Source organism: Microbacterium trichothecenolyticum, assembly GCF_041938625.1.
GTDB classification, from domain to species: domain Bacteria; phylum Actinomycetota; class Actinomycetes; order Actinomycetales; family Microbacteriaceae; genus Microbacterium; species Microbacterium trichothecenolyticum_D.
Window position 1 is genome coordinate 2,075,798 of sequence record NZ_CP169427.1, and the last position, 18,143, is coordinate 2,093,940.

Sequence of the window (18,143 nt, forward strand, 5' to 3'; positions counted from 1 at the left end):
TCAGACCTCCTCGCCGCGCTGTGCCGAAGCATCCGTTCCCGGGGCGATCGTGATCACCGGCAGCGGGTCGGGCCGCTTGGCCGTGACGTGGTCGCCGGAGGACTGGTGGCGCACGCGGCGCAGCACCCACGGCACGAGGTATTCGCGTGCCCACACGATGTCGACGGCGCGGGCCTGGCGCCAGGTGCGCAGGGGAAGCGGGTCGGGCTGCATCGGCTGCAGCTCGTTCGGCACGTTCAGCGCGCGCAGCACCATGCGTGCGACTTCGTGGTGGCCGAGCGCGTTGTAGTGCAGGCGGTCGTCGTCGAAGAAGCGCATGTCCTGCACCTCCTTGAGCGCCCACTGGTCGGCGACGATGCAGTCGTACTTGTCGGCGATCGCCCGGATGTTCTCGTTGTAGATGGCGACCTTGCCGCGTATGCCGCGGAACACCGGGGTGAATGCCGTGTCGATGCCGGTGAACACGACCACGGTCGCGCCGTCGCGTGAGAGTCGCACGACGGCGTCCTCGAAGAGCTGGGCGACGTGGTCGGGGTCGCCGCTGGGACGGATGACGTCGTTGCCGCCGGCCGAGAAGGTCACGAGGTCGGGCTTGAGCGCGATGGCCGGCGCCACCTGCTCGTCGACGATCTGGCCGATGAGGCGCCCGCGGATCGCGAGGTTCGCGTAGGCGAAGTCGTCGACCTGCTCCGAGAGCACCTCGGCGACGCGGTCGGCCCACCCGCGGAACCCGTTCGGCGCGGACGGCTCCGGGTCGCCCACACCCTCCGTGAAGGAGTCGCCGATCGCGACGTAGCGGCGCCAGGGGTGCGGCCCGGCGTTCGCGACGTAGGGGCTGCGGGGATCTTCTCTCGTGGACATCCGTCTTTCCCTTCGTCGGCTCGTGACCGACAGTCAGGCTATCGCGGCGAGGGACATCACCGGATGCCGCAACCCGGCGACGCCTCGGCCCGCCGATGTCGTGCGGGTCGTCTATCGTGGTGACTCGTTGTCTACGGGGGAGGTGTGATCGGTGACGGACGAAACCACGATCGAATCGCGGCCCGCCCCACCCGAAAGCCTCCTCACCGAGTCGTCCGCAGGCCGGCTCGCCACCGGCCCGCACGGCGCCGAGCCGCACATCGGCAGCTTCGCTGCCGAGCACCTGTCGCCGACCTACCCGCAGCGCGCGCCGTGGGGAACCGCCCAGCGCCTGCGCGCGTGGCAGGCCGAGGCGCTCGACCTCTACTTCGGGCTGGACGGCCCCGACGGCCCCGGCGGCGGACCCCGCGACTTCCTCGCCGCGGCGACCCCGGGCGCCGGCAAGACGACGTTCGCCCTCCGCCTCGCCAGCGAGCTGCTGCGGCGCCGGGTCGTCAACCGCATCGTCGTCGTCGCTCCGACCGAGCACCTCAAGACGCAGTGGGCCGACGCGGCCGCGCGGGTGGGCATCCGCCTCGACCCGGCGTTCAGCAACCGCCACTTCGCGCCCGCGCGCCAGTACCACGGCGTCGCCGTCACCTACGCGCAGGTCGCGGTCAAGGCATCCGTCCATCAGCGACTGACGATGGATGCGCGCACGCTGGTGATCCTCGACGAGGTGCACCACGGCGGCGACGCGCTCAGCTGGGGTGACGCGCTCCGCGAGGCGTATGCGCGGGCGACCCGCCGGCTGCTGCTCAGCGGAACGCCGTTCCGCAGCGACACGGCGCCCATCCCGTTCGTCGAGTACCACCCGGATGCCAAGGGCATCCGTGTCTCCCGCACCGATTACGCCTACGGCTACCGTCGTGCACTCGAGGACGGCGTCGTGCGCCCGGTGCTCTTCATGGTCTACGCCGGCCAGATGCGCTGGCGCACCAAGACCGGCGAGGAGATGGAGGCGCAGCTCGGCCAGGACAACACGAAGGACATCACCTCGCAGGCGTGGCGTACCGCGCTCGACCCCGAAGGCGACTGGATCCCCGCCGTCCTGCGGTCGGCCGACCGTCGGCTCACCGAGGTGCGAGAGCATGTTCCGGATGCCGGCGGCCTGGTGATCGCGACGGACCAGACCGCTGCGCGCGCCTACGCCGCGATCCTGCACGACATCAGCGGCGAGGCCCCGACCGTCGTGCTGTCGGACGAGGCGGAGGCCTCGAGCCGCATCGAGGAGTTCTCGAAGGCGACGACCCGCTGGATGGTGGCGGTGCGCATGGTGTCAGAGGGTGTGGACGTGCCGCGCCTCGCTGTCGGCGTGTACGCGACGAGCGCGTCGACGCCGCTGTTCTTCGCCCAGGCCATCGGACGCTTCGTGCGCGCCCGCCGCCGCGGCGAAACCGCGAGCGTGTTCCTGCCGAACGTGCCGCAGCTGCTCGCCCTCGCCAACGAGATGGAGCGGCAGCGCGACCACGCGCTCGACCGCGACTCCGACGGCGAGGACGAGTGGAACGCCGAAGAAGACCTGATGAACGCGGCAGAGCGTGAGGACAAGGCGTCCGATGCGCTCGAGGAGGAGTTCTCCTACCAGGCCCTCGGCTCGCTCGCCCACTTCGACCGTGTGCTCTTCGACGGCCAGGAGTTCGGCCAGCTCGCCGTGCCGGGCACTCCCGAGGAGGAGGAGTTCCTCGGGATCCCGGGCCTGCTCGAACCCGACCAGGTGCACGACGTGCTCATGTCGCGGGTCTCGCGGCAGTCGCGACACCGGAGCGCCCGCGAGGCACAGGAGTCGACGGCGCCCGAGGAGGAGCCCGCGCTGCCCCAGGCGCTGCACCGCACGCTCAAAGAGCAGCGCCAGCTGCTCAACAGCCTCGTCGGCCTCTACGCCCGCCAGACGGGCGAGGCGCACGGCCTCGTGCACGCCGAGCTGCGGCGCATCTGCGGCGGCCCCGCCGTGTCGCACGCGACGGTCACGCAGCTGCAGTCCCGCATCGACGTCCTGCGCAAGCGCGTGCGCTCCTGACACGAGCCGGCGGAGGCTCCTGCTGCCGCCAGAAGGCCGGTGAGGTTCGGAAACCCGAAATGCTGGCAATCCTTGGTTTTCGCGCTTCCCGGCTCGCGGCGGTGGCTAGCGTTGACGGGTCCCGCACCCCTGACTGGAGGCCCGAGTGAGCACGCCCGCCGCACCGACCGACCGCGATCGACGCCGCTGGGCGCAGTACCTCGTGAACGAGCGCGCGGAGGCGCACGTGTACCGCGAGCTCGCCGGACGGCGCACGGGGGAGGAGCGCGAGATCCTTCTGGCCCTCGCGGAGGCCGAGGGGCGCCACGAGGCCCACTGGCTGCAGCTGCTTCGAAGCGAGCCCGCGCGACTTCCGCAGGCCGACGTCCGCACGCGCATGCTCGGCTGGATGGCCACGCGTTTCGGCTCGATCTTCGTGCTCGCCCTCGCCCAGAACGCCGAGGCCCGCTCGCCCTACGACGACGAGCCCTTCGCGACCCCGACGATGGCGGCCGACGAGCGGATCCACCACGAAGTCGTGCGCGGGCTCGCCGCCCGCGGACGCCGTCGCCTGTCGGGCACGTTCCGTGCCGCGGTCTTCGGTGCGAACGACGGCCTCGTCTCGAACCTCGCGCTCGTCATGGGCATCGGCGCAACCGGCGTCTCGAGCCAGTTCGTCCTCTTCAGCGGCATCGCGGGCCTGCTCGCGGGCGCGTTGTCGATGGGGGCCGGCGAGTTCGTGTCGGTCCGCTCGCAACGCGAACTCCTGGCGGCCACCGAGCCGAGCGACTACGCCGACGGTGCGATCCCGCACCTCGACATCGACGCCAACGAGCTGGCACTGGTCTACCGGACCCGGGGGATGCCCGAGGCTGAGGCATCAGCGCGCGCCCGCCGCGTCGTCGAAGCCGCACACGCGCTCGGTCAGGGACGCGCCGACACCGGCCCGATCTCGGTCGCCGACCACGGGGAGGTCGTGGGAAGCGCCTGGGCTGCGGCGCTGTCGAGCTTCCTGTTCTTCGCGTCCGGCGCGATCATCCCCGTGCTGCCCTGGATGTTGGGCCTGTCCGGCCTCACCGCCGTCGTCGTTGCCCTCGTGCTGGTCGGTATCGCGCTGATGTCGACCGGTGCCGCTGTCGGCCTGCTGTCCGGCGCTCCGCCGCTCAAGCGCGCCCTGCGTCAGCTCGCGATCGGCTTCGGCGCCGCCGCCGTGACCTACGTCCTGGGCCTGTTGTTCGGGGTTTCGATGGGATGACGCGCCCGGGCGTCCGTCGATTCGTTGAACCTCCGGTGACGTGGTAATGTCATTCCTCGGTTGCGAAACCGAAAACCACCTGCGCGGGTGGCGGAATAGGTAGACGCGCTAGCTTGAGGTGCTAGTGCCCGTATAGGGCGTGGGGGTTCAAGTCCCCCCTCGCGCACAGTGAAGAAGGCCCCCGAAAGGGGGCCTTCTTCGTTGCGAGTTCTCGCGGGTCGACCACGGCATTCGGAAACGGACGGGAAACCAGTGACGGCTAGGTTGGAACGCGTGCCCTCATCCGATGCCGAACTGCCCGAAGTCGCCGCGCTCGCGCGGGATCTCATCCGCTTCGACACGACGAACCACGGCGGCGGCCGCGCCGCCGGAGAGCGGGAGGCCGCGGAGTACGTCGGCGCGTACCTCGAGACGCTCGGCGTGACGCCCGAGTTCTACGAGCCGCTCCCGCGCCGTACGAACGTCATGGCACGCGTTCCGGGCCGCAAGCGCGACAAGCCCGCGCTCGTGCTGCACGGCCACCTCGACGTCGTCCCGGCCATCGCCGAGGACTGGAGCGTCGACCCGTTCGAGGGCGTGGTGAAAGACGGGATGCTGTGGGGCCGCGGCGCGGTCGACATGAAGGACATGGACGCCATGATCCTGACGTCGGTCGCCGACATCCTGCGCGCCGGCGAGCAGCCCGAGCGCGACCTGGTCCTGACGTTCTTCGCCGACGAGGAGAACGGCGGTGTCGAGGGGTCCGCGCTGGTGGTCCGCGACCGTCCGGAGTGGTTCGCGGGCGCCACCGAGGCGATCAGCGAGGTCGGCGGGTACTCGATCCCGATCGGCGACCGCCACGCGTACCTCCTGCAGGTGGGGGAGAAGGCACTCATCTGGATCCGTCTCGTCGCGCGCGGACGCGCCGCGCACGGCTCCAAGCTGCACGACGACAACGCCGTGACGCGGCTCGCCGAGGCCGTCGCGGCGCTCGGCCGCACCGCCTGGCCGGTGACCCTCACCGACACCTCGCGCGAGATGAGCGAGCGGCTCGCCGCGCTCACCGGCCAGGGCGCCGCCGACCCCGACGCCGTCGCGGCGGCCACGGGCGCAGCATCCGGATTCCTCCGCTCCACGCTGCGGACGACGACCAATCCCACCGGTCTCGTGGCCGGGTACAAGCACAACGTCATCCCCGACCGGGCCGAGGCGCTCATCGACGTGCGGGCGCTCCCCGGCACCGAGGAAGCCGCCCTGGCCGACATCCGCCGCATCGTGGGCGACGACGTTGAGGTCGAAGTCGTCCACCAGGACATCGGCCTCGAGGTCCCCTTCTCGGGCGACCTCGTCGACGCGATGGTCGCGGCGCTGGGCCGCCACGACCCGGGCGCGCCCGTCGTGCCGTACCTCATGGGCGGCGGCACCGACAACAAGGCGCTGGCCACCCTCGGCATCGCCGGCTACGGCTTCGCTCCGCTGCGCCTGCCGTCCGACCTCGACTTCACGGGCATGTTCCACGGCGTCGACGAGCGCGTCCCGATCGACGCGCTCGTGTTCGGCCAGTCCGTCCTCACCGATCTGCTCCGCACCTACTGAGAACCGAGCGGATGCCGCGCCCCGCGGCATCCGTCATGGCACGGCTGAAAGGCGCCCATGCTTCTCGAAGCGATCATCCTCGGCTTCGTCCAGGGACTGACCGAGTTCCTCCCGATCTCGTCGAGCGCGCACCTGCGCATCCTCGGTGAGTTCCTGCCGTCGGCCGAGGATCCGGGCGCGGCCTTCACCGCGATCACCCAGATCGGCACCGAGGCTGCCGTCGTGGTCTTCTTCTGGCGCGACATCGTGCGCATCATCGGGCACTGGTTCCGGGCGCTGTTCGGTCGCATCCCGCCGGGCGACCCCGACGCGAAGCTCGGCTGGCTCATCATCGTCGGGTCGATCCCCATCGTGGTGCTCGGCCTGCTGTTCCAGGACCAGATCGAGACGGTGCTGCGGTCGCTCTGGATCACCGCCGGCATGCTGATCTTCTTCGGCGTGCTGCTCGGCATCGCCGACCACGTCGGCGCCAAGAAGCGCAAGCTGCAGGACATCACGATCGGCCACGGCGTGATCTACGGCTTCGCGCAGTCGCTCGCGCTCATCCCGGGCGTGTCGCGCTCAGGCGGAACCATCACCGCCGGCCTCTTCATGGGCTACGAGCGGGCGGCCGCCGCCCGCTATGCGTTCCTGCTCGCGATCCCCGCCGTCTTCGGCAGCGGCTTCTTCCAGCTGTTCAAGAGCCTCGACGAGCCCGGGGTGTTCACCCTCGGCGAGACCGCGGTGGCGACCGCCGTCGCGTTCATCGTCGCCCTCGGAGTGATCGCGTTCTTCATGAACTGGATCTCCAAGCACAGCTTCCTGCCGTTCGTGGTCTACCGCGTGGCGCTGGGGTCACTGCTGCTGGTGCTGCTCAGCATGGGCGTCATCAACCCGTAGGACCCGCGGCCGGTCCGCAATGCGCCCGGCGGGTGGCTGAGCCTGTCGACGGGCGCTCAGCGGCGCGGGTCGTCGCGGCCGGGCTTGCTCGGCCCGTCGCCCGGCTTGCCGTCCGTACGGCGCAGGTACCGCTCGAACTCCTGCGCGATCGCGTCGCCCGAAGCCTCGGGGGAGTCCCACGTGTCGCGGGTGCGCTCGAGCTGGTGGATGTACTCGGTCATCTCCTCGTCGTCGGCCGCGGCCGCGTCGATGGAGGCCTCCCACGCCGCCGCCTCCGTGGCGAGGTCGCCGCGCGGGACGGGAGCGCCGGTGATGTCTTCGAGCCGGTCGAGGAGCGCCAGCGTCGCCTTGGGCGAGGGCGTGTGACCCGCGACGTAGTGCGGCACGCTCGCCCACAGGCTCGCCGTCGGGATGCCTGCGCGCTCGGCGGCGTCGCCCAGCACGCTGAGGATGCCGACCGGGCCCTCGTAGGTGCTGCGCTCGAGCTCGAGCGCCGTCCGCAGGTTTTCGTTGTCGCTGCCGGAGAAGACCGAGATCGGCCGGGTGTGCGGCACGTCCGACATCATCGAGCCGATCGCGACGAACCCCGTGATGTCTTCGCGGAGCGCGACGTCGATGAACTCCGACGAGAACGCCTGCCAGGCGCGGGCGGGCTCGACGCCGGTGAGCAGCCACAGCTGCGTCCCCCGGGTCGCCTGCGCGGGGCGCAGGAGCGTGGCCTCGGGCCAGCGCAGGGTGCGGCTTCCGTCGCCGTCCGCGCCGATGTGCGGACGCGTGTACTGGTAGTCGAAGTACAGCTCGGGATCGACCGAGAACACCGTCTCGTACGAGCCGCCTTCGCGCAGCTGCGTGATCGCGGACGACGCGGCTTCGCCCGCGTCGTTCCAGCCGTCGAACGCTGCGACGAGAACACGACGACCCAGTCCGTCCACGAGACCCCCTTCGCCCGCATCGGCTGCGGGTTCCTTCCAGGATAGGCCCCCGCCCCAGGGGAGGGCCGGAGCCCCCTCGGTAGGATTGCACGGTGAATGCGCCCCGACTCGCCGCCGTCCTGTGGGACATGGACGGCACCCTCGTCGACACCGAGCCGTACTGGATGGCGGCGGAGACGCCTCTCATCGAGAGCTTCGGAGGGACGTGGTCCCATGAGCAGGCCCTCGGCCTGGTCGGCCTCGGACTCGAGGACTCGGCTCGCATCCTGCAGGGCACGGGTGTGCGCATGAACACCGACGCGATCATCGACCACCTCACCGACGACGTCATGCGCCAGCTGTCGGCGACCGGCGTGCCGTTCCGGCCCGGCGCCCGCGAGCTGCTCGCGAGCCTGCGCGAGGCCGGCATCAAGACCGGGCTCGTGACGATGTCGATGCGCCGCATGGCGCAGACCGTCGTCGATCTCATCGACTTCGACGCCTTCGACGTCGTCGTCGCGGGCGACGACGTCACCCGCCCGAAGCCCTTCCCCGACCCGTACCTGCAGGCGTGCGAGGCGCTCGGCGTCGCGCCCGACGAGACCGTCGCCATCGAGGACTCGCCCAACGGGCTGCGCTCGGCGGTCGCCTCGGGCGCGTCGGTCATCGGCGTGCCGCTCATGGTGTCGCTCACCGGCGCCGGCGCCCACACGATCTGGGAGAGCCTCGAAGGACGCACCGCCGCCGACGTCGCCGAGTTCCACGCGGCGCACCGCGCCCGCGTCCACGCCCCCCACCCCGCCGAGGAGACCGCCCGATGACCGACGACAACCTGGAAACCGCGGGCGCGCGCCCGAGCGGCCCCTTCCGCCTCGGCGACCGCGTGCAGCTCACCGGTCCCAAGGGTCGCCTCCACACCATCACGCTGCGTGAGGGCGGCGAGCTGCACACCCATCACGGCGTGCTGCGGCACTCGCAGCTCGTCGGGCAGCCCGACGGGTCCGTCGTCGCGAACAGCGGCGGGCACGAGTACCTGGCGCTGCGCCCGCTGCTGCGCGACTTCGTGATGTCGATGCCGCGTGGAGCGGCGATCGTGTACCCGAAGGACGCCGCGCAGATCCTTGCGGAGGCCGACATCTTCCCCGGCGCCACGGTCGTCGAGGCCGGCGTGGGCTCGGGGGCGCTGTCGCTGTGGCTGCTCCGCGCGATCGGCAGCGAAGGGCGGCTCGTCTCCTTCGAGCGCCGGGACGACTTCGCCGCGGTCGCACGGGCGAACGTCGAGACCTTCACGGGGCATGTCCCGGCGAACTGGGACGTGGTCGTGGGCGACCTCGCCGAGGAGCTGAACGACACGGTGGCCGAGGCATCCGTCGATCGTGTCGTGCTCGACATGCTCGCGCCCTGGGAGTGCATCGACGCGGTGGCCGAGGCGCTCACGCCCGGCGGAGTCGTCGTCTGCTACGTCGCGACCGCGACCCAGCTGAGCCGTGTCGCGGAGTACATCCGCGGCACGGGGCTCTTCACCGAGCCCGACGCCAACGAGACCATGGTGCGCGGCTGGCACGTCGAGGGCCTCGCGGTGCGCCCCGATCATCGCATGGTCGCGCACACCGGCTTCCTGGTGTGGGCACGCCGGCTCGCTCCGGGCGCGATCCCGCCCGAGGTCAAGCGCCGCGCGTCGAAGTCGAGCTACGGCGACGAGGACGTGGAGCTGTGGACCCCGGGCGCCGTCGGCGACCGGCAGATCACCGACAAGAACCTGCGCAAGCGGGTCCGTGAGGCCGAGCGCGCGGCCGAGGGCGCACGCCGGGCGGCCGGACGGTCCGGCGCGCCCGACGAGTCCGCCTAAACTAGCCCGGTGCGCAAGATCCCCGCTGCCCTGGTTGTCCTGGGACTGGTGACCGTCGGCCTGGCCGGATGCTCGCTGCCCGGCTCGTCCACCTCCGACTGCTCGCGTCCCGACGTGTCGAACCCCGACGTGATGGACCTCATCACCGTCACCGGCGATGTCGAAGACGAGCCCGAAGTCGACCTGTACACGCCGGTGAAGGCCCCGGAGCTCGCCTACCAGGACGTCGTGACGGGTGAGGGCACCGCCATCACCTCCGTCAACCAGCCCCTCGTGCTGGACGTCGCACTGTTCAGCGGCACGACCGGTGAGCTGCTCGCCGCGACGCCGTACGACGGCGACCTGTCGCGGGTCGGCTCGGTCGCGCAGTTCGCCAACTTCCCCGGCTTCGAGGATGCACTGCACTGCGCCACCGAAGGATCCCGCGTGGCCATCGCGCTGTCGCCCGACGACCTCGGCGACGGCGTCGCCGAGCAGGCGGGCCTCGATGACGGAGACGCCCTCGTCGCCGTCATCGACCTCCGCAAGGTGTACCTCGCGGCCGCCGACGGCCAGAACCAGTTCAACAGCGGCTTCGGGCTGCCGAGCGTCGTGCGTGCGCCCGACGGACGCCCGGGCCTCATCATCCCCGACGGCGCGGCGCCGAGCGAGCTGACGATCCAGACGCTCAAGAAGGGGGACGGCGAGGAGGTCACCGGCGAGCAGCCGGTGCGCGTCCACTACACCGGCGTCGTCTGGGGGGCAGACGAGACCTTCGACACGACGTGGGACGGCGAGCCCGCATCGCTCACGCTCGACGGCGTGGTCCCGGGCTTCGCGCAGGCGCTCGAGGGTCAGACCGTCGGTTCTCAGGTGCTCGTCGTCGTGCCGCCCGACCAGGGCTACGGCGACCAGGCGCAGGGCGGCATCCCGGCCGGTTCGACCCTGGTCTTCGTGATCGACATCCTGGGTCTCGACGCGGTGGCGGCGGAGTAGCCCGAGGTCCGGCGACCCTGACGCGGGCGGCCATAGGATAGGCGGGTGCCTGCCACTCCCGCCGCGAAGATCCCGCCCGAGGAGCGCCTGGTGAACCTCGTGGTGGCGCTCATCGCGACGGATCAGGGTCTCACCAAGGACACCATCCTGACCTCGGTCGCGGGCTACCGCGAGCAGAGCGAGGCCGGCGCGTCGAAGGACGCGCTCGAGAAGATGTTCGAGCGCGACAAGGAATCGTTGCGCGGGCTCGGCGTGCCGATCGAGACGATCGGCGACTGGGCCGACCCCGACGACCTTCGCGAGGCGCGGTACCGGGTCCCGAGCGCCGAGTACGAGCTTCCGGAGGACATCGAGTTCACGCCGGCCGAACTGGCGCTGCTGACCCTCGCCGGCGGAGTGTGGAGCGAAAGCTCCCTGTCGGACGACGCCCGCAGCGGCCTGCGCAAGATCCGTGCTCTGGGCGATCTCGTCGACGAGCCCATCATCGGGTTCTCACCGCGCCTGAGCCTCCGCGATCCCGCGTTCCCGGCGCTGCAGCAGGCGATCGAGTCGAGCCGCGTCGTGACCTTCCCGTACCTCAAGCCGGGCGAAGCCGCACCCCGCACCCGACGCGTGCAGCCCCTTGCGCTCGTCGAGTACGAGGGGCGGTGGCACGTGTTCGGCATCGACCTCGACGTCCAGGCGGACCGCACATTCCTGCTCGCGCGTATCGTCGGGCCGGTCGCCGTCACCCGCGCGTCCTTCGACCCGGCGCTGCGTGAGGGAGCGGGCGAGCGCGCTCTGGCCGGCCTCGACGAGGTCGCCGCGCGCAATTCGGCGCTGCTCGAGGTGAACCCCGGCACCGAGGCGGCACTGCGCCTCGCGCGGCGAGCGCAGCCGGCCGAGCAGGGGATCCGCGTGCCGTACGTCGACGCGCACATCTTCGCCGACGAGCTCGCCTCCTATGGTCCCGAGGTGCGGGTCGTCGAGCCGGCCGATCTGCGCGATCGCGTCATCGAGCGGCTCGCGGCGACCCGCGACCTCCACGGGGGGATCTCATGAGCGTCCGGCGCCAGCTCGTCGCGACCGATCGCGCGGCCCTCATGCTCCAGCTGGTTCCCTATCTGATCGGCAAGGGCGAGGTCTCGCTGGCCGAGGCGGCCGACGAGTTCGACGTCTCGCCCGAGCAGATGCGATCGATGGTGGAGAAGCTCACCGTGATCGGCCTTCCCGGTGACCGCGGCTACTGGCAGATGGCGAACGATCTGTTCGACATCGACTGGGACCTGCTCGACGAGCGCGACCTCATCGTCATCACCAACTCGGTGGGCCTGGAGCGCGCCCCCAAGCTCACGGCCCGCGAGGCGGCGGCGCTGCTCGCGGGCCTGCAGCTGGCGCGGTCGATCCCCGGTGTCGGCGACACCGCGCTCTACGCGGGTCTGCTCGCGAAGCTCGCCCGGGGCGCGTCCGGCATCCCGGCCGAGGTGATCCTGGCCACGGAGCCCGTCGACGTCGTGCGCGACCTCGTGTCCGATGCGCTTCGGCGCGGCGTCGCCGTGTCGTTCACGTACAAGGCGCCGGATGCGGCGCCCACGACGCGCACGGTCGACCCGGTGAAGGTCCACATCGCGAGCGGGCAGTGGTACCTGCAGGGGTGGTGCCACCTTCGCGAGGCGATGCGCACGTTCCATCTCGACCGCGTGAGCGACCTCGAGCTCACCGGCATCCCGAGCACGCACGCCGGCGAGCAGGCACCGGACTGGTTCGACACCGACGCGGGCGACGTGGTCGCGCGCATCCGCTTCGCGGAGGACGTCGCGCCGCTCTTGGGCGACTACCTCGACCGCGCGTCGCTAGAGACCTCCGACGGCCTGACGGTCGCGACCATGCGCGTCGCCGACGAACTCAGCCTCCGCCGCCTCGCGGCACGCCGGGGCGGTCTGGTCGAGGTGCTCGAGCCCCCGGCAGCCCGCCGTGCCGTGGCCGATTGGGCCGAAGCGGGGTTGGCGCAATACCGGTGACGGCCGTTCCGGGCCCTCGTCGTCAGGTTAGACTGTTCGCACATCCCGCACCGACAAGGAGATTCCGCATGGGCGCATTCGGATGGCCGCACCTTCTGATCATCCTCGCGGTGATCCTGCTCCTTTTCGGGGCTGCGAAACTGCCGGCTCTGGCCAAGAGCCTCGGTCAGTCCGCCCGGGTCTTCAAGGGAGAGATGAAGGCGATGAAGGAGGACGACTCCACGGCGAAGCCGAAGGCCGAGAACGTGGCGTCCGAGACCCCCAAGGCCGACACCCCCGCGAGCTCGAGCAGCACCGCAGACCCGTCATCCTGACCCACCGTGGTCACCACGGATCCACCGCGCATCGAGGAGCCTGAGCAGCCTCGGCGCGACAAGCGCATGTCCCTCGGCGGGCATCTGCGCGAGCTGCGTCGGCGATTCTTCATCGCCGCGGCCGGCCTGGTGGTCGGCATGGTCGTCGCGTTCATCATCAGCGGCTGGGTCATCGACCTGCTGGCGCAGCCGATCGTGCAGATCGCGACCGAGCGGGGCGACCAGTACATCGCGCTCAACTTCACGACGGTCTCCAGCGGTTTCGACCTGCACATGCGGATCGCGTTCGCGATCGGCGTGCTGATCTCGGCGCCCATCTGGCTCTGGCAGATCTGGGCGTTCATCATGCCCGGGCTCACGCGCAAAGAGATCAGCTACACCGTCGGCTTCCTCGCCGCGGCGATCCCGCTGTTCGTCGCGGGACTGTACGTCGGCTGGCTGATCATGCCCCACATGGTCGTGCTCATGGCGAACTTCGTGCCGAACGACCAGGGCGTCGCGCAGTTCTACGACTACGCCACCTACTACGACTTCGTCTTCAAGCTGCTTCTGGTGATCGGCGTCTCGTTCGTGACGCCGGTGTTCCTGGTGGCGCTGAACCTGGCCGGCGTCGTCTCGGGGCGCGGCATCCTCAAGGGCTGGCGTGTCGCCATCATCGTGATCACCGTGTTCGCGGCCGCCGCGACGCCCGCGGCCGACGTCACGTCGATGCTGCTGCTCGCGGGCATCCTGTGCGTGCTCTATTTCGCCGCCGTCGGTCTCTCGATGCTGTTCGACCGTCGCAAGGCCAAACGGGACCGCGCGGCCGGCCTTCTGCCGCCTGAGGTGTCGTGAGCGAGTCCGCTCCCGCCGACCGCTACGCCCGGGCGACAGCGTCGGCACGCCTCGATCGGACCCACCCGATCACGGCCGCGTTCGCCGCCTCCCAGCGGTTCACGCTCGATCCGTTCCAGATCGAAGGATGCCGCGCCCTCGAGGAGGGCCGGAGCGTCCTGGTCGCCGCGCCCACCGGGGCGGGCAAGACGATCGTCGGCGAGTTCGCGGTGCACCTGGCGATGCGCGAACCAGGCGACAAGGCGTTCTACACCACGCCGATGAAGGCGCTCTCGAACCAGAAGTTCCGCGAGCTGCAGGACGTCTACGGCGAGGGCGAGGTGGGCCTTCTCACCGGCGACACCAACATCAACGGCAACGCGCGCATCGTCGTGATGACGACCGAGGTGCTGCGCAACATGCTGTACGCCGACTCGCCGGCGCTGCGGGGCCTCCGGTATGTGGTCATGGACGAGGTGCATTACCTCGCCGACCGCTTCCGCGGCGCCGTGTGGGAGGAGGTCATCATCCACCTCGCACCCAGCGTGCGGCTGATCTCGCTGTCGGCCACCGTCTCGAACGCCGAGGAGTTCGGCGACTGGCTCGACACCGTGCGCGGCGGAGGCGCCAAGGGGGGTGAACCTGCGGTAGAGGTCATCGTGTCGGAGACCCGCCCGGTGCCCCTCGAGCAGCACGTGCTCGTGCGCGGTGACCTGCTGCCGCTCTTCGACGACCGCGCCGGCATCGCGACCGCACAGGTCAACCAGGAGCTCATGCGCATCCGCTCCTTCAAGGGCCAGAACTTCGAGCGCAACCATCGGGTGCAGGCGTCGAACAGTGCGCGGCAGGCGGGGTACGAGGCATCCGGTCGCCGTCCGAACCGCGGGGGCAAACGACCCGTGCGGTCGGCGAACGTGCAGCGGATCGAACGTCTCGACCGCCCCGATGTCGTCGAGCTGCTGTCGCGGGCCAACCTGCTTCCGGCGATCTTCTTCATCTTCAGTCGCGCGGGCTGCGACGCCGCGGTGCAGCAGGTGCGCCGCGCGGGCGTGCGGCTCACCTCGCAGGAGGAACGCCACGAGATCCGTGCCGTGATCGAGGAGCGCACGCGCACCCTCCTCGAAGAGGACCTCGCCGTGCTGGGCTTCTGGGAGTGGCGCGAGAACCTCGAGCGCGGTGTGGCCTCGCATCACGCCGGCCTGCTGCCGGCGTTCAAAGAGGTCGTCGAAGAGCTGTTCCAGCGCAAGCTGGTCAAGGTCGTGTTCGCCACCGAGACCCTCGCTCTCGGCATCAACATGCCCGCGCGCACCGTGGTGCTCGAGAAGCTCGAGAAGTTCAACGGCGAAGCCCGTGTCGCCATCACGTCGGGGGAGTACACCCAGCTCACCGGGCGTGCCGGCCGGCGCGGCATCGACGTCGAGGGGCACGCGGTCATCCAGTGGACCGAGGGTCTCGACCCGCAGGCCGTCGCCGCCCTCGCCTCTCGGCGCACGTACCCGCTCAACTCGAGCTTCCGGCCGACGTACAACATGGCGGTCAACCTCATCGACCAGTTCGGCCGGGCCAAGGCGCGCGAGATCCTCGAGTCGTCGTTCGCCCAGTTCCAGGCCGACCGCGCGGTCGTGGGGCTCGCCCGGCAGGTCAAGGAGCAGGAGGAGTCGCTCGCCGGCTACGCGAAGGCGATGTCGTGCGATCGCGGCGACTTCGCCGAGTACTCGCGCATCCGTCGTGAGCTGAGCGACGTCGAGAAGCTGAACCGCAAGGACGCGAACGCCTCGCGGCGCACCCGCGACGAACGGCTGCGCCACATCGCGAGTCTGCGCACGCAGATGCAGCGCCACGCGTGCCACCAATGCCCCGATCGCGAGCACCACGCCCGGTGGGCCGAGAGGTACTGGAAGCTCAAGCGCGACGTCGACAAGCTGCGGCGGCAGATCGAGACCCGCACCGGCACGGTCGCCCGCATCTTCGACCGCGTCGTCGATGTGCTGGGCGCGCTCGAGTACGTCTCGATCCAGGACGACGGCTCGACGACGCTGACGCCCGCGGGTCGTACGATGCGCCGCATCTACGGCGAGCGTGACCTCCTCGTCGCCGAGGCGCTGCGCCGCGGCATCTGGACGGACCTGGATGCCGCGTCCCTCGCCGCGCTCGCCTGCTCGCTCGTGTACGAGCCGAGGCGGGACGACGGCGGCCCGGGTGAGCGGGGACTGCCGCGCGGCGCGTTCCGGCCGGCGTTCGAGGCGACGCTCACGCTCTGGCAGGAGCTCGACGACCTCGAGCAAGCGCACCGGCTCCCCGGCACCGAGCGGGTCGCGGCCGGCCTCGCGCAGGCGATGCACACGTGGGCGCGCGGCGGCATGCTCGACCGCGTGCTGATCGAGGCCGACATGGCGGCCGGCGACTTCGTGCGCTGGTCGAAGCAGACGATCGACCTGCTCGACCAGCTGTCGATCGTCGCCGACCAGCCGATCGCGGGCACAGCCCGTAAGGCGTTGGATGCTGTGCGCCGCGGCATCGTCGCGTACTCCGGCGTCTAGCGGCGCCGACGCGGCGAGGGAACGCCGCTCTGCTCGCCTAGGCTGAATCCGTGCCAGCTCGCCCGATCCTGCCGCTCTGGGCGGCGGTTCCGCTCTCAGTCCTGGCCGGAGTGCTGTTCGACCTGGCCTTCCCCTCGGTGGCGTGGTGGCCGATGGCTTTCGTGTCGGTCGCGCTGGCGCTCGTGACGCTCATCGGGCGCAGGATCGGCAGCGCCTTCCTCACCGGGCTCGCCTACGGTCTCGCCTTCTATCTGCTCAACGTCGACTTCACCGCCGAGTGGGTCGGGCCGCTTCCGTGGCTCGCGCTCTCCCTGCTGGAGGCGCTGTTCGTCGCGGGCGGCGCGGTGCTGATCTCGCTGGCATACCGGTGGGTGCCCGTGGTGGTGCCGCGTCGGGGTCGGATCCTGCTCACCTCGGCGCTCGTCGCAGGGCTGTGGACCGCGAAAGAGGCGGTGATCGGCGGTTTCCCGTATGGCGGCTTTCCCTGGGGGCGGGTCGGAACGTCACAGGTGAACGGACCGTTCGCCGAGGTGGTCTCGTGGACGGGAACCGCCGGACTCACGTTCCTGATCGTCGCGCTCGTCGCCGCATCGGTGGAGCTCGTCCGGGCTCCGCGACGCGCGCGGGGGAGCAGCATCCGTCCGCTTCTCCCGGTCGGGGTGCTCGTCCTCCTCGCGACGGCCCTTCTTCTCGTCCCGGCGTGGGCGACGACGCCCTCGGGCACGATGCGCGTCGCGAGCGTGCAGGGCAACGGCCCCGCCGGCTACTTCGACGCGCGGGAGCCGGGAGACATCCTCGCGTCCCAGTACGAGGCCACGAAGCCGCTGTTCGGCGCGGAGGGCGTCGATGTGGTGCTGTGGCCCGAAGGGAGCGTCGACGTCGACCCCGACGCGTCGCCGGTCGTCGCGGCCGCCCTCGATCGTGTGGCGCGGCAGGTGGGCGCACCGCTCGTCGCCAACCGCATCGACAAGCGGGGCGACGAGTACTTCAACATGTCGTTCCTCTGGCGCGAGGGCGCCGGCATCGAGCAGACCTACGACAAGCGCAACCCGGTGCCGTTCGGCGAGTACGTGCCCGACCGGGAGTTCTACGCGTCGATCGCACCTGACCTGATCGGCATGATCGGCCGGGATTACACGCCCGGCACCACCCCGCCGGTGTTCGACATCGACGGCACGATCGCCGGTCTCGCGATCTGCTTCGACGTCATCTACGACGCACTGATCTGGGAAGGCGCGCGCGACGGTGCGGAGATCTACCTCTTCCAGACCAACAACGCCGACTTCCGGGGCACCGACGAGAACCTGCAGCAGCTCGCCGTCGCCCGATTGCGTGCGATCGAGACCGGGCGCTCCGTCGTCAACCTCTCGACGGTGGGCACGAGTCAGGTGATCGCGCCCGACGGGTCCACCATCGACGGGCTTCCGGCCGACGAACCGGGCCACATGCTCACCGACGTGCCGCTGCGGACCGGCCTGACACCGGCCGTCATCATCGGGCCGTGGGTGAACGCGCTCGTGGCGTGGGGAAGCGTCATCGTGCTCGCCGGGCTCGGGATCGCGGTGCGCCGTCGCTCGCGCGGGAACGCGAAAACGCCGGCCCCGTAGGGCCGGCGTCGCGCGGAGCGCGGGTCAGGCGCTGAGCTTGTCCACCGTCACGGCCTCGCCGGCGCCGCGGCGGGCGCGGACGTACGCGAGGCGCTCCTCGAGCAGCTCTTCGAGCTCGGGGATGCTGCGGCGCTCGAGGAGCATGTCCCAGTGGCTGCGAGGCGTCTTGTCACCGGAGTGGTCGACGGTCGCGGTGCCGTCGCCCACCCGCAGCAGCGCCTCGGCACCGCACGTGCGGCACTCCCAGGCGGGCGGAACCTCGGCGTCGGCCGCGAAGGTCAAAGTCGTGTCACGTCCACACGACGTGCACGAGTAGATGTGCTGTGCGCGCTCATGGAACACGACGCCCTCTTCGCTCTGTAGGCTCTGGGCGCCGAGTCGGATGCCGCGCAGGCTGCGGTCTGCCATTTTGTGGTCCTCTCGTCGCTGTACAGGTATAACGAAGTGACCTGAGCGGATCATCCGAAGGGGCCCTGTTCATCGACCTTTCACAGTGGATGCACAGCGGAGGGTGGGACCGGCCACC

General features: G+C 70.6%; 16 protein-coding genes and 1 tRNA gene. 14 read left to right on the top strand and 3 right to left on the bottom strand.

Translation table 11 applies throughout. From position 1 onward, the window contains the following. A complete protein-coding gene (locus ACEYYH_RS09470) occupies positions 1 to 861 on the bottom strand; it encodes an SGNH/GDSL hydrolase family protein (RefSeq protein ID WP_374977928.1) in 861 nt (286 codons plus the stop codon). Between the two features lie 259 nt (positions 862 to 1,120). Here ACEYYH_RS09470 and ACEYYH_RS09475 point away from each other — a divergent pair, with 259 nt between their 5' ends. The 5 genes from ACEYYH_RS09475 to ACEYYH_RS09495 all read left to right on the top strand — a co-directional run bounded on the left by ACEYYH_RS09475 (position 1,121) and on the right by ACEYYH_RS09495 (position 6,608). Further along, positions 1,121 to 2,920: a DEAD/DEAH box helicase gene (locus ACEYYH_RS09475; RefSeq protein WP_374978197.1), complete on the top strand. Its 1,800-nt coding sequence runs from the start codon at positions 1,121 to 1,123 to the stop codon at positions 2,918 to 2,920. Between the two features lie 145 nt (positions 2,921 to 3,065). Further along, positions 3,066 to 4,154, top strand: a complete 1,089-nt coding sequence (locus ACEYYH_RS09480; RefSeq protein WP_374977929.1) for a VIT1/CCC1 family protein — start codon at positions 3,066 to 3,068, stop codon at positions 4,152 to 4,154. 81 nt (positions 4,155 to 4,235) lie between these two features. Beyond that, positions 4,236 to 4,320: transfer RNA gene (locus tag ACEYYH_RS09485), tRNA-Leu, on the top strand. A 107-nt stretch (positions 4,321 to 4,427) separates the two neighbouring features. After that, positions 4,428 to 5,729, top strand: coding sequence for a M20/M25/M40 family metallo-hydrolase (locus tag ACEYYH_RS09490; protein ID WP_374977930.1), 1,302 nt, complete (start codon positions 4,428 to 4,430; stop codon positions 5,727 to 5,729). A 57-nt stretch (positions 5,730 to 5,786) separates the two neighbouring features. After that, positions 5,787 to 6,608 carry an undecaprenyl-diphosphate phosphatase gene (locus ACEYYH_RS09495; protein WP_374977931.1) on the top strand — a complete coding sequence of 274 codons (822 nt, stop codon included), beginning with the start codon at positions 5,787 to 5,789 and terminating at the stop codon, positions 6,606 to 6,608. A gap of 56 nt (positions 6,609 to 6,664) precedes the next feature. On the opposite strand, the gene ACEYYH_RS09500 is transcribed toward ACEYYH_RS09495, so the two are convergent. Further along, a complete protein-coding gene (locus ACEYYH_RS09500; protein ID WP_374977932.1) occupies positions 6,665 to 7,540 on the bottom strand; it encodes a PAC2 family protein in 876 nt (291 codons plus the stop codon). Positions 7,541 to 7,632: 92 nt separating this feature from the next. Here ACEYYH_RS09500 and ACEYYH_RS09505 point away from each other — a divergent pair, with 92 nt between their 5' ends. From ACEYYH_RS09505 to lnt, 9 genes are all read left to right on the top strand, one after another. Beyond that, positions 7,633 to 8,340, top strand: coding sequence for an HAD family hydrolase (locus ACEYYH_RS09505; RefSeq protein ID WP_374977933.1), 708 nt, complete (start codon positions 7,633 to 7,635; stop codon positions 8,338 to 8,340). Next, positions 8,337 to 9,368, top strand: coding sequence for a tRNA (adenine-N1)-methyltransferase (locus ACEYYH_RS09510; protein WP_374977934.1), 1,032 nt, complete (start codon positions 8,337 to 8,339; stop codon positions 9,366 to 9,368). The genes ACEYYH_RS09505 and ACEYYH_RS09510 overlap by 4 nt, the downstream gene beginning before the upstream one ends. 9 nt (positions 9,369 to 9,377) lie before the next feature. Beyond that, positions 9,378 to 10,343 carry an FKBP-type peptidyl-prolyl cis-trans isomerase gene (locus ACEYYH_RS09515; protein WP_374977935.1) on the top strand — a complete coding sequence of 322 codons (966 nt, stop codon included), beginning with the start codon at positions 9,378 to 9,380 and terminating at the stop codon, positions 10,341 to 10,343. Between the two features lie 45 nt (positions 10,344 to 10,388). Next, complete coding sequence (locus tag ACEYYH_RS09520) at positions 10,389 to 11,384, top strand: helix-turn-helix transcriptional regulator (protein ID WP_374977936.1); 996 nt, start codon at positions 10,389 to 10,391, stop codon at positions 11,382 to 11,384. After that, positions 11,381 to 12,343 (top strand): helix-turn-helix transcriptional regulator, encoded by a 963-nt coding sequence (locus ACEYYH_RS09525; protein ID WP_374977937.1) that lies wholly within the window; start codon positions 11,381 to 11,383, stop codon positions 12,341 to 12,343. Before ACEYYH_RS09520 ends, ACEYYH_RS09525 begins: the two co-directional genes overlap by 4 nt. 68 nt (positions 12,344 to 12,411) lie before the next feature. Beyond that, on the top strand, positions 12,412 to 12,657 hold the full coding sequence (gene tatA / locus ACEYYH_RS09530) for a Sec-independent protein translocase subunit TatA (protein WP_116193575.1): 246 nt from the start codon (positions 12,412 to 12,414) through the stop codon (positions 12,655 to 12,657). A 66-nt stretch (positions 12,658 to 12,723) separates the two neighbouring features. Further along, complete coding sequence (gene tatC / locus ACEYYH_RS09535; protein WP_374978198.1) at positions 12,724 to 13,491, top strand: twin-arginine translocase subunit TatC; 768 nt, start codon at positions 12,724 to 12,726, stop codon at positions 13,489 to 13,491. Further along, positions 13,488 to 16,010, top strand: coding sequence for a DEAD/DEAH box helicase (locus ACEYYH_RS09540; RefSeq protein ID WP_374977938.1), 2,523 nt, complete (start codon positions 13,488 to 13,490; stop codon positions 16,008 to 16,010). Before tatC ends, ACEYYH_RS09540 begins: the two co-directional genes overlap by 4 nt. Before the next feature lie 50 nt (positions 16,011 to 16,060). Beyond that, positions 16,061 to 17,617, top strand: coding sequence for an apolipoprotein N-acyltransferase (gene lnt, locus ACEYYH_RS09545; protein ID WP_374977939.1), 1,557 nt, complete (start codon positions 16,061 to 16,063; stop codon positions 17,615 to 17,617). A gap of 24 nt (positions 17,618 to 17,641) precedes the next feature. On the opposite strand, the gene ACEYYH_RS09550 is transcribed toward lnt, so the two are convergent. Continuing rightward, positions 17,642 to 18,025 carry an RNA polymerase-binding protein RbpA gene (locus tag ACEYYH_RS09550; RefSeq protein WP_374977940.1) on the bottom strand — a complete coding sequence of 128 codons (384 nt, stop codon included), beginning with the start codon at positions 18,023 to 18,025 and terminating at the stop codon, positions 17,642 to 17,644. Positions 18,026 to 18,143 lie beyond the last annotated feature (118 nt).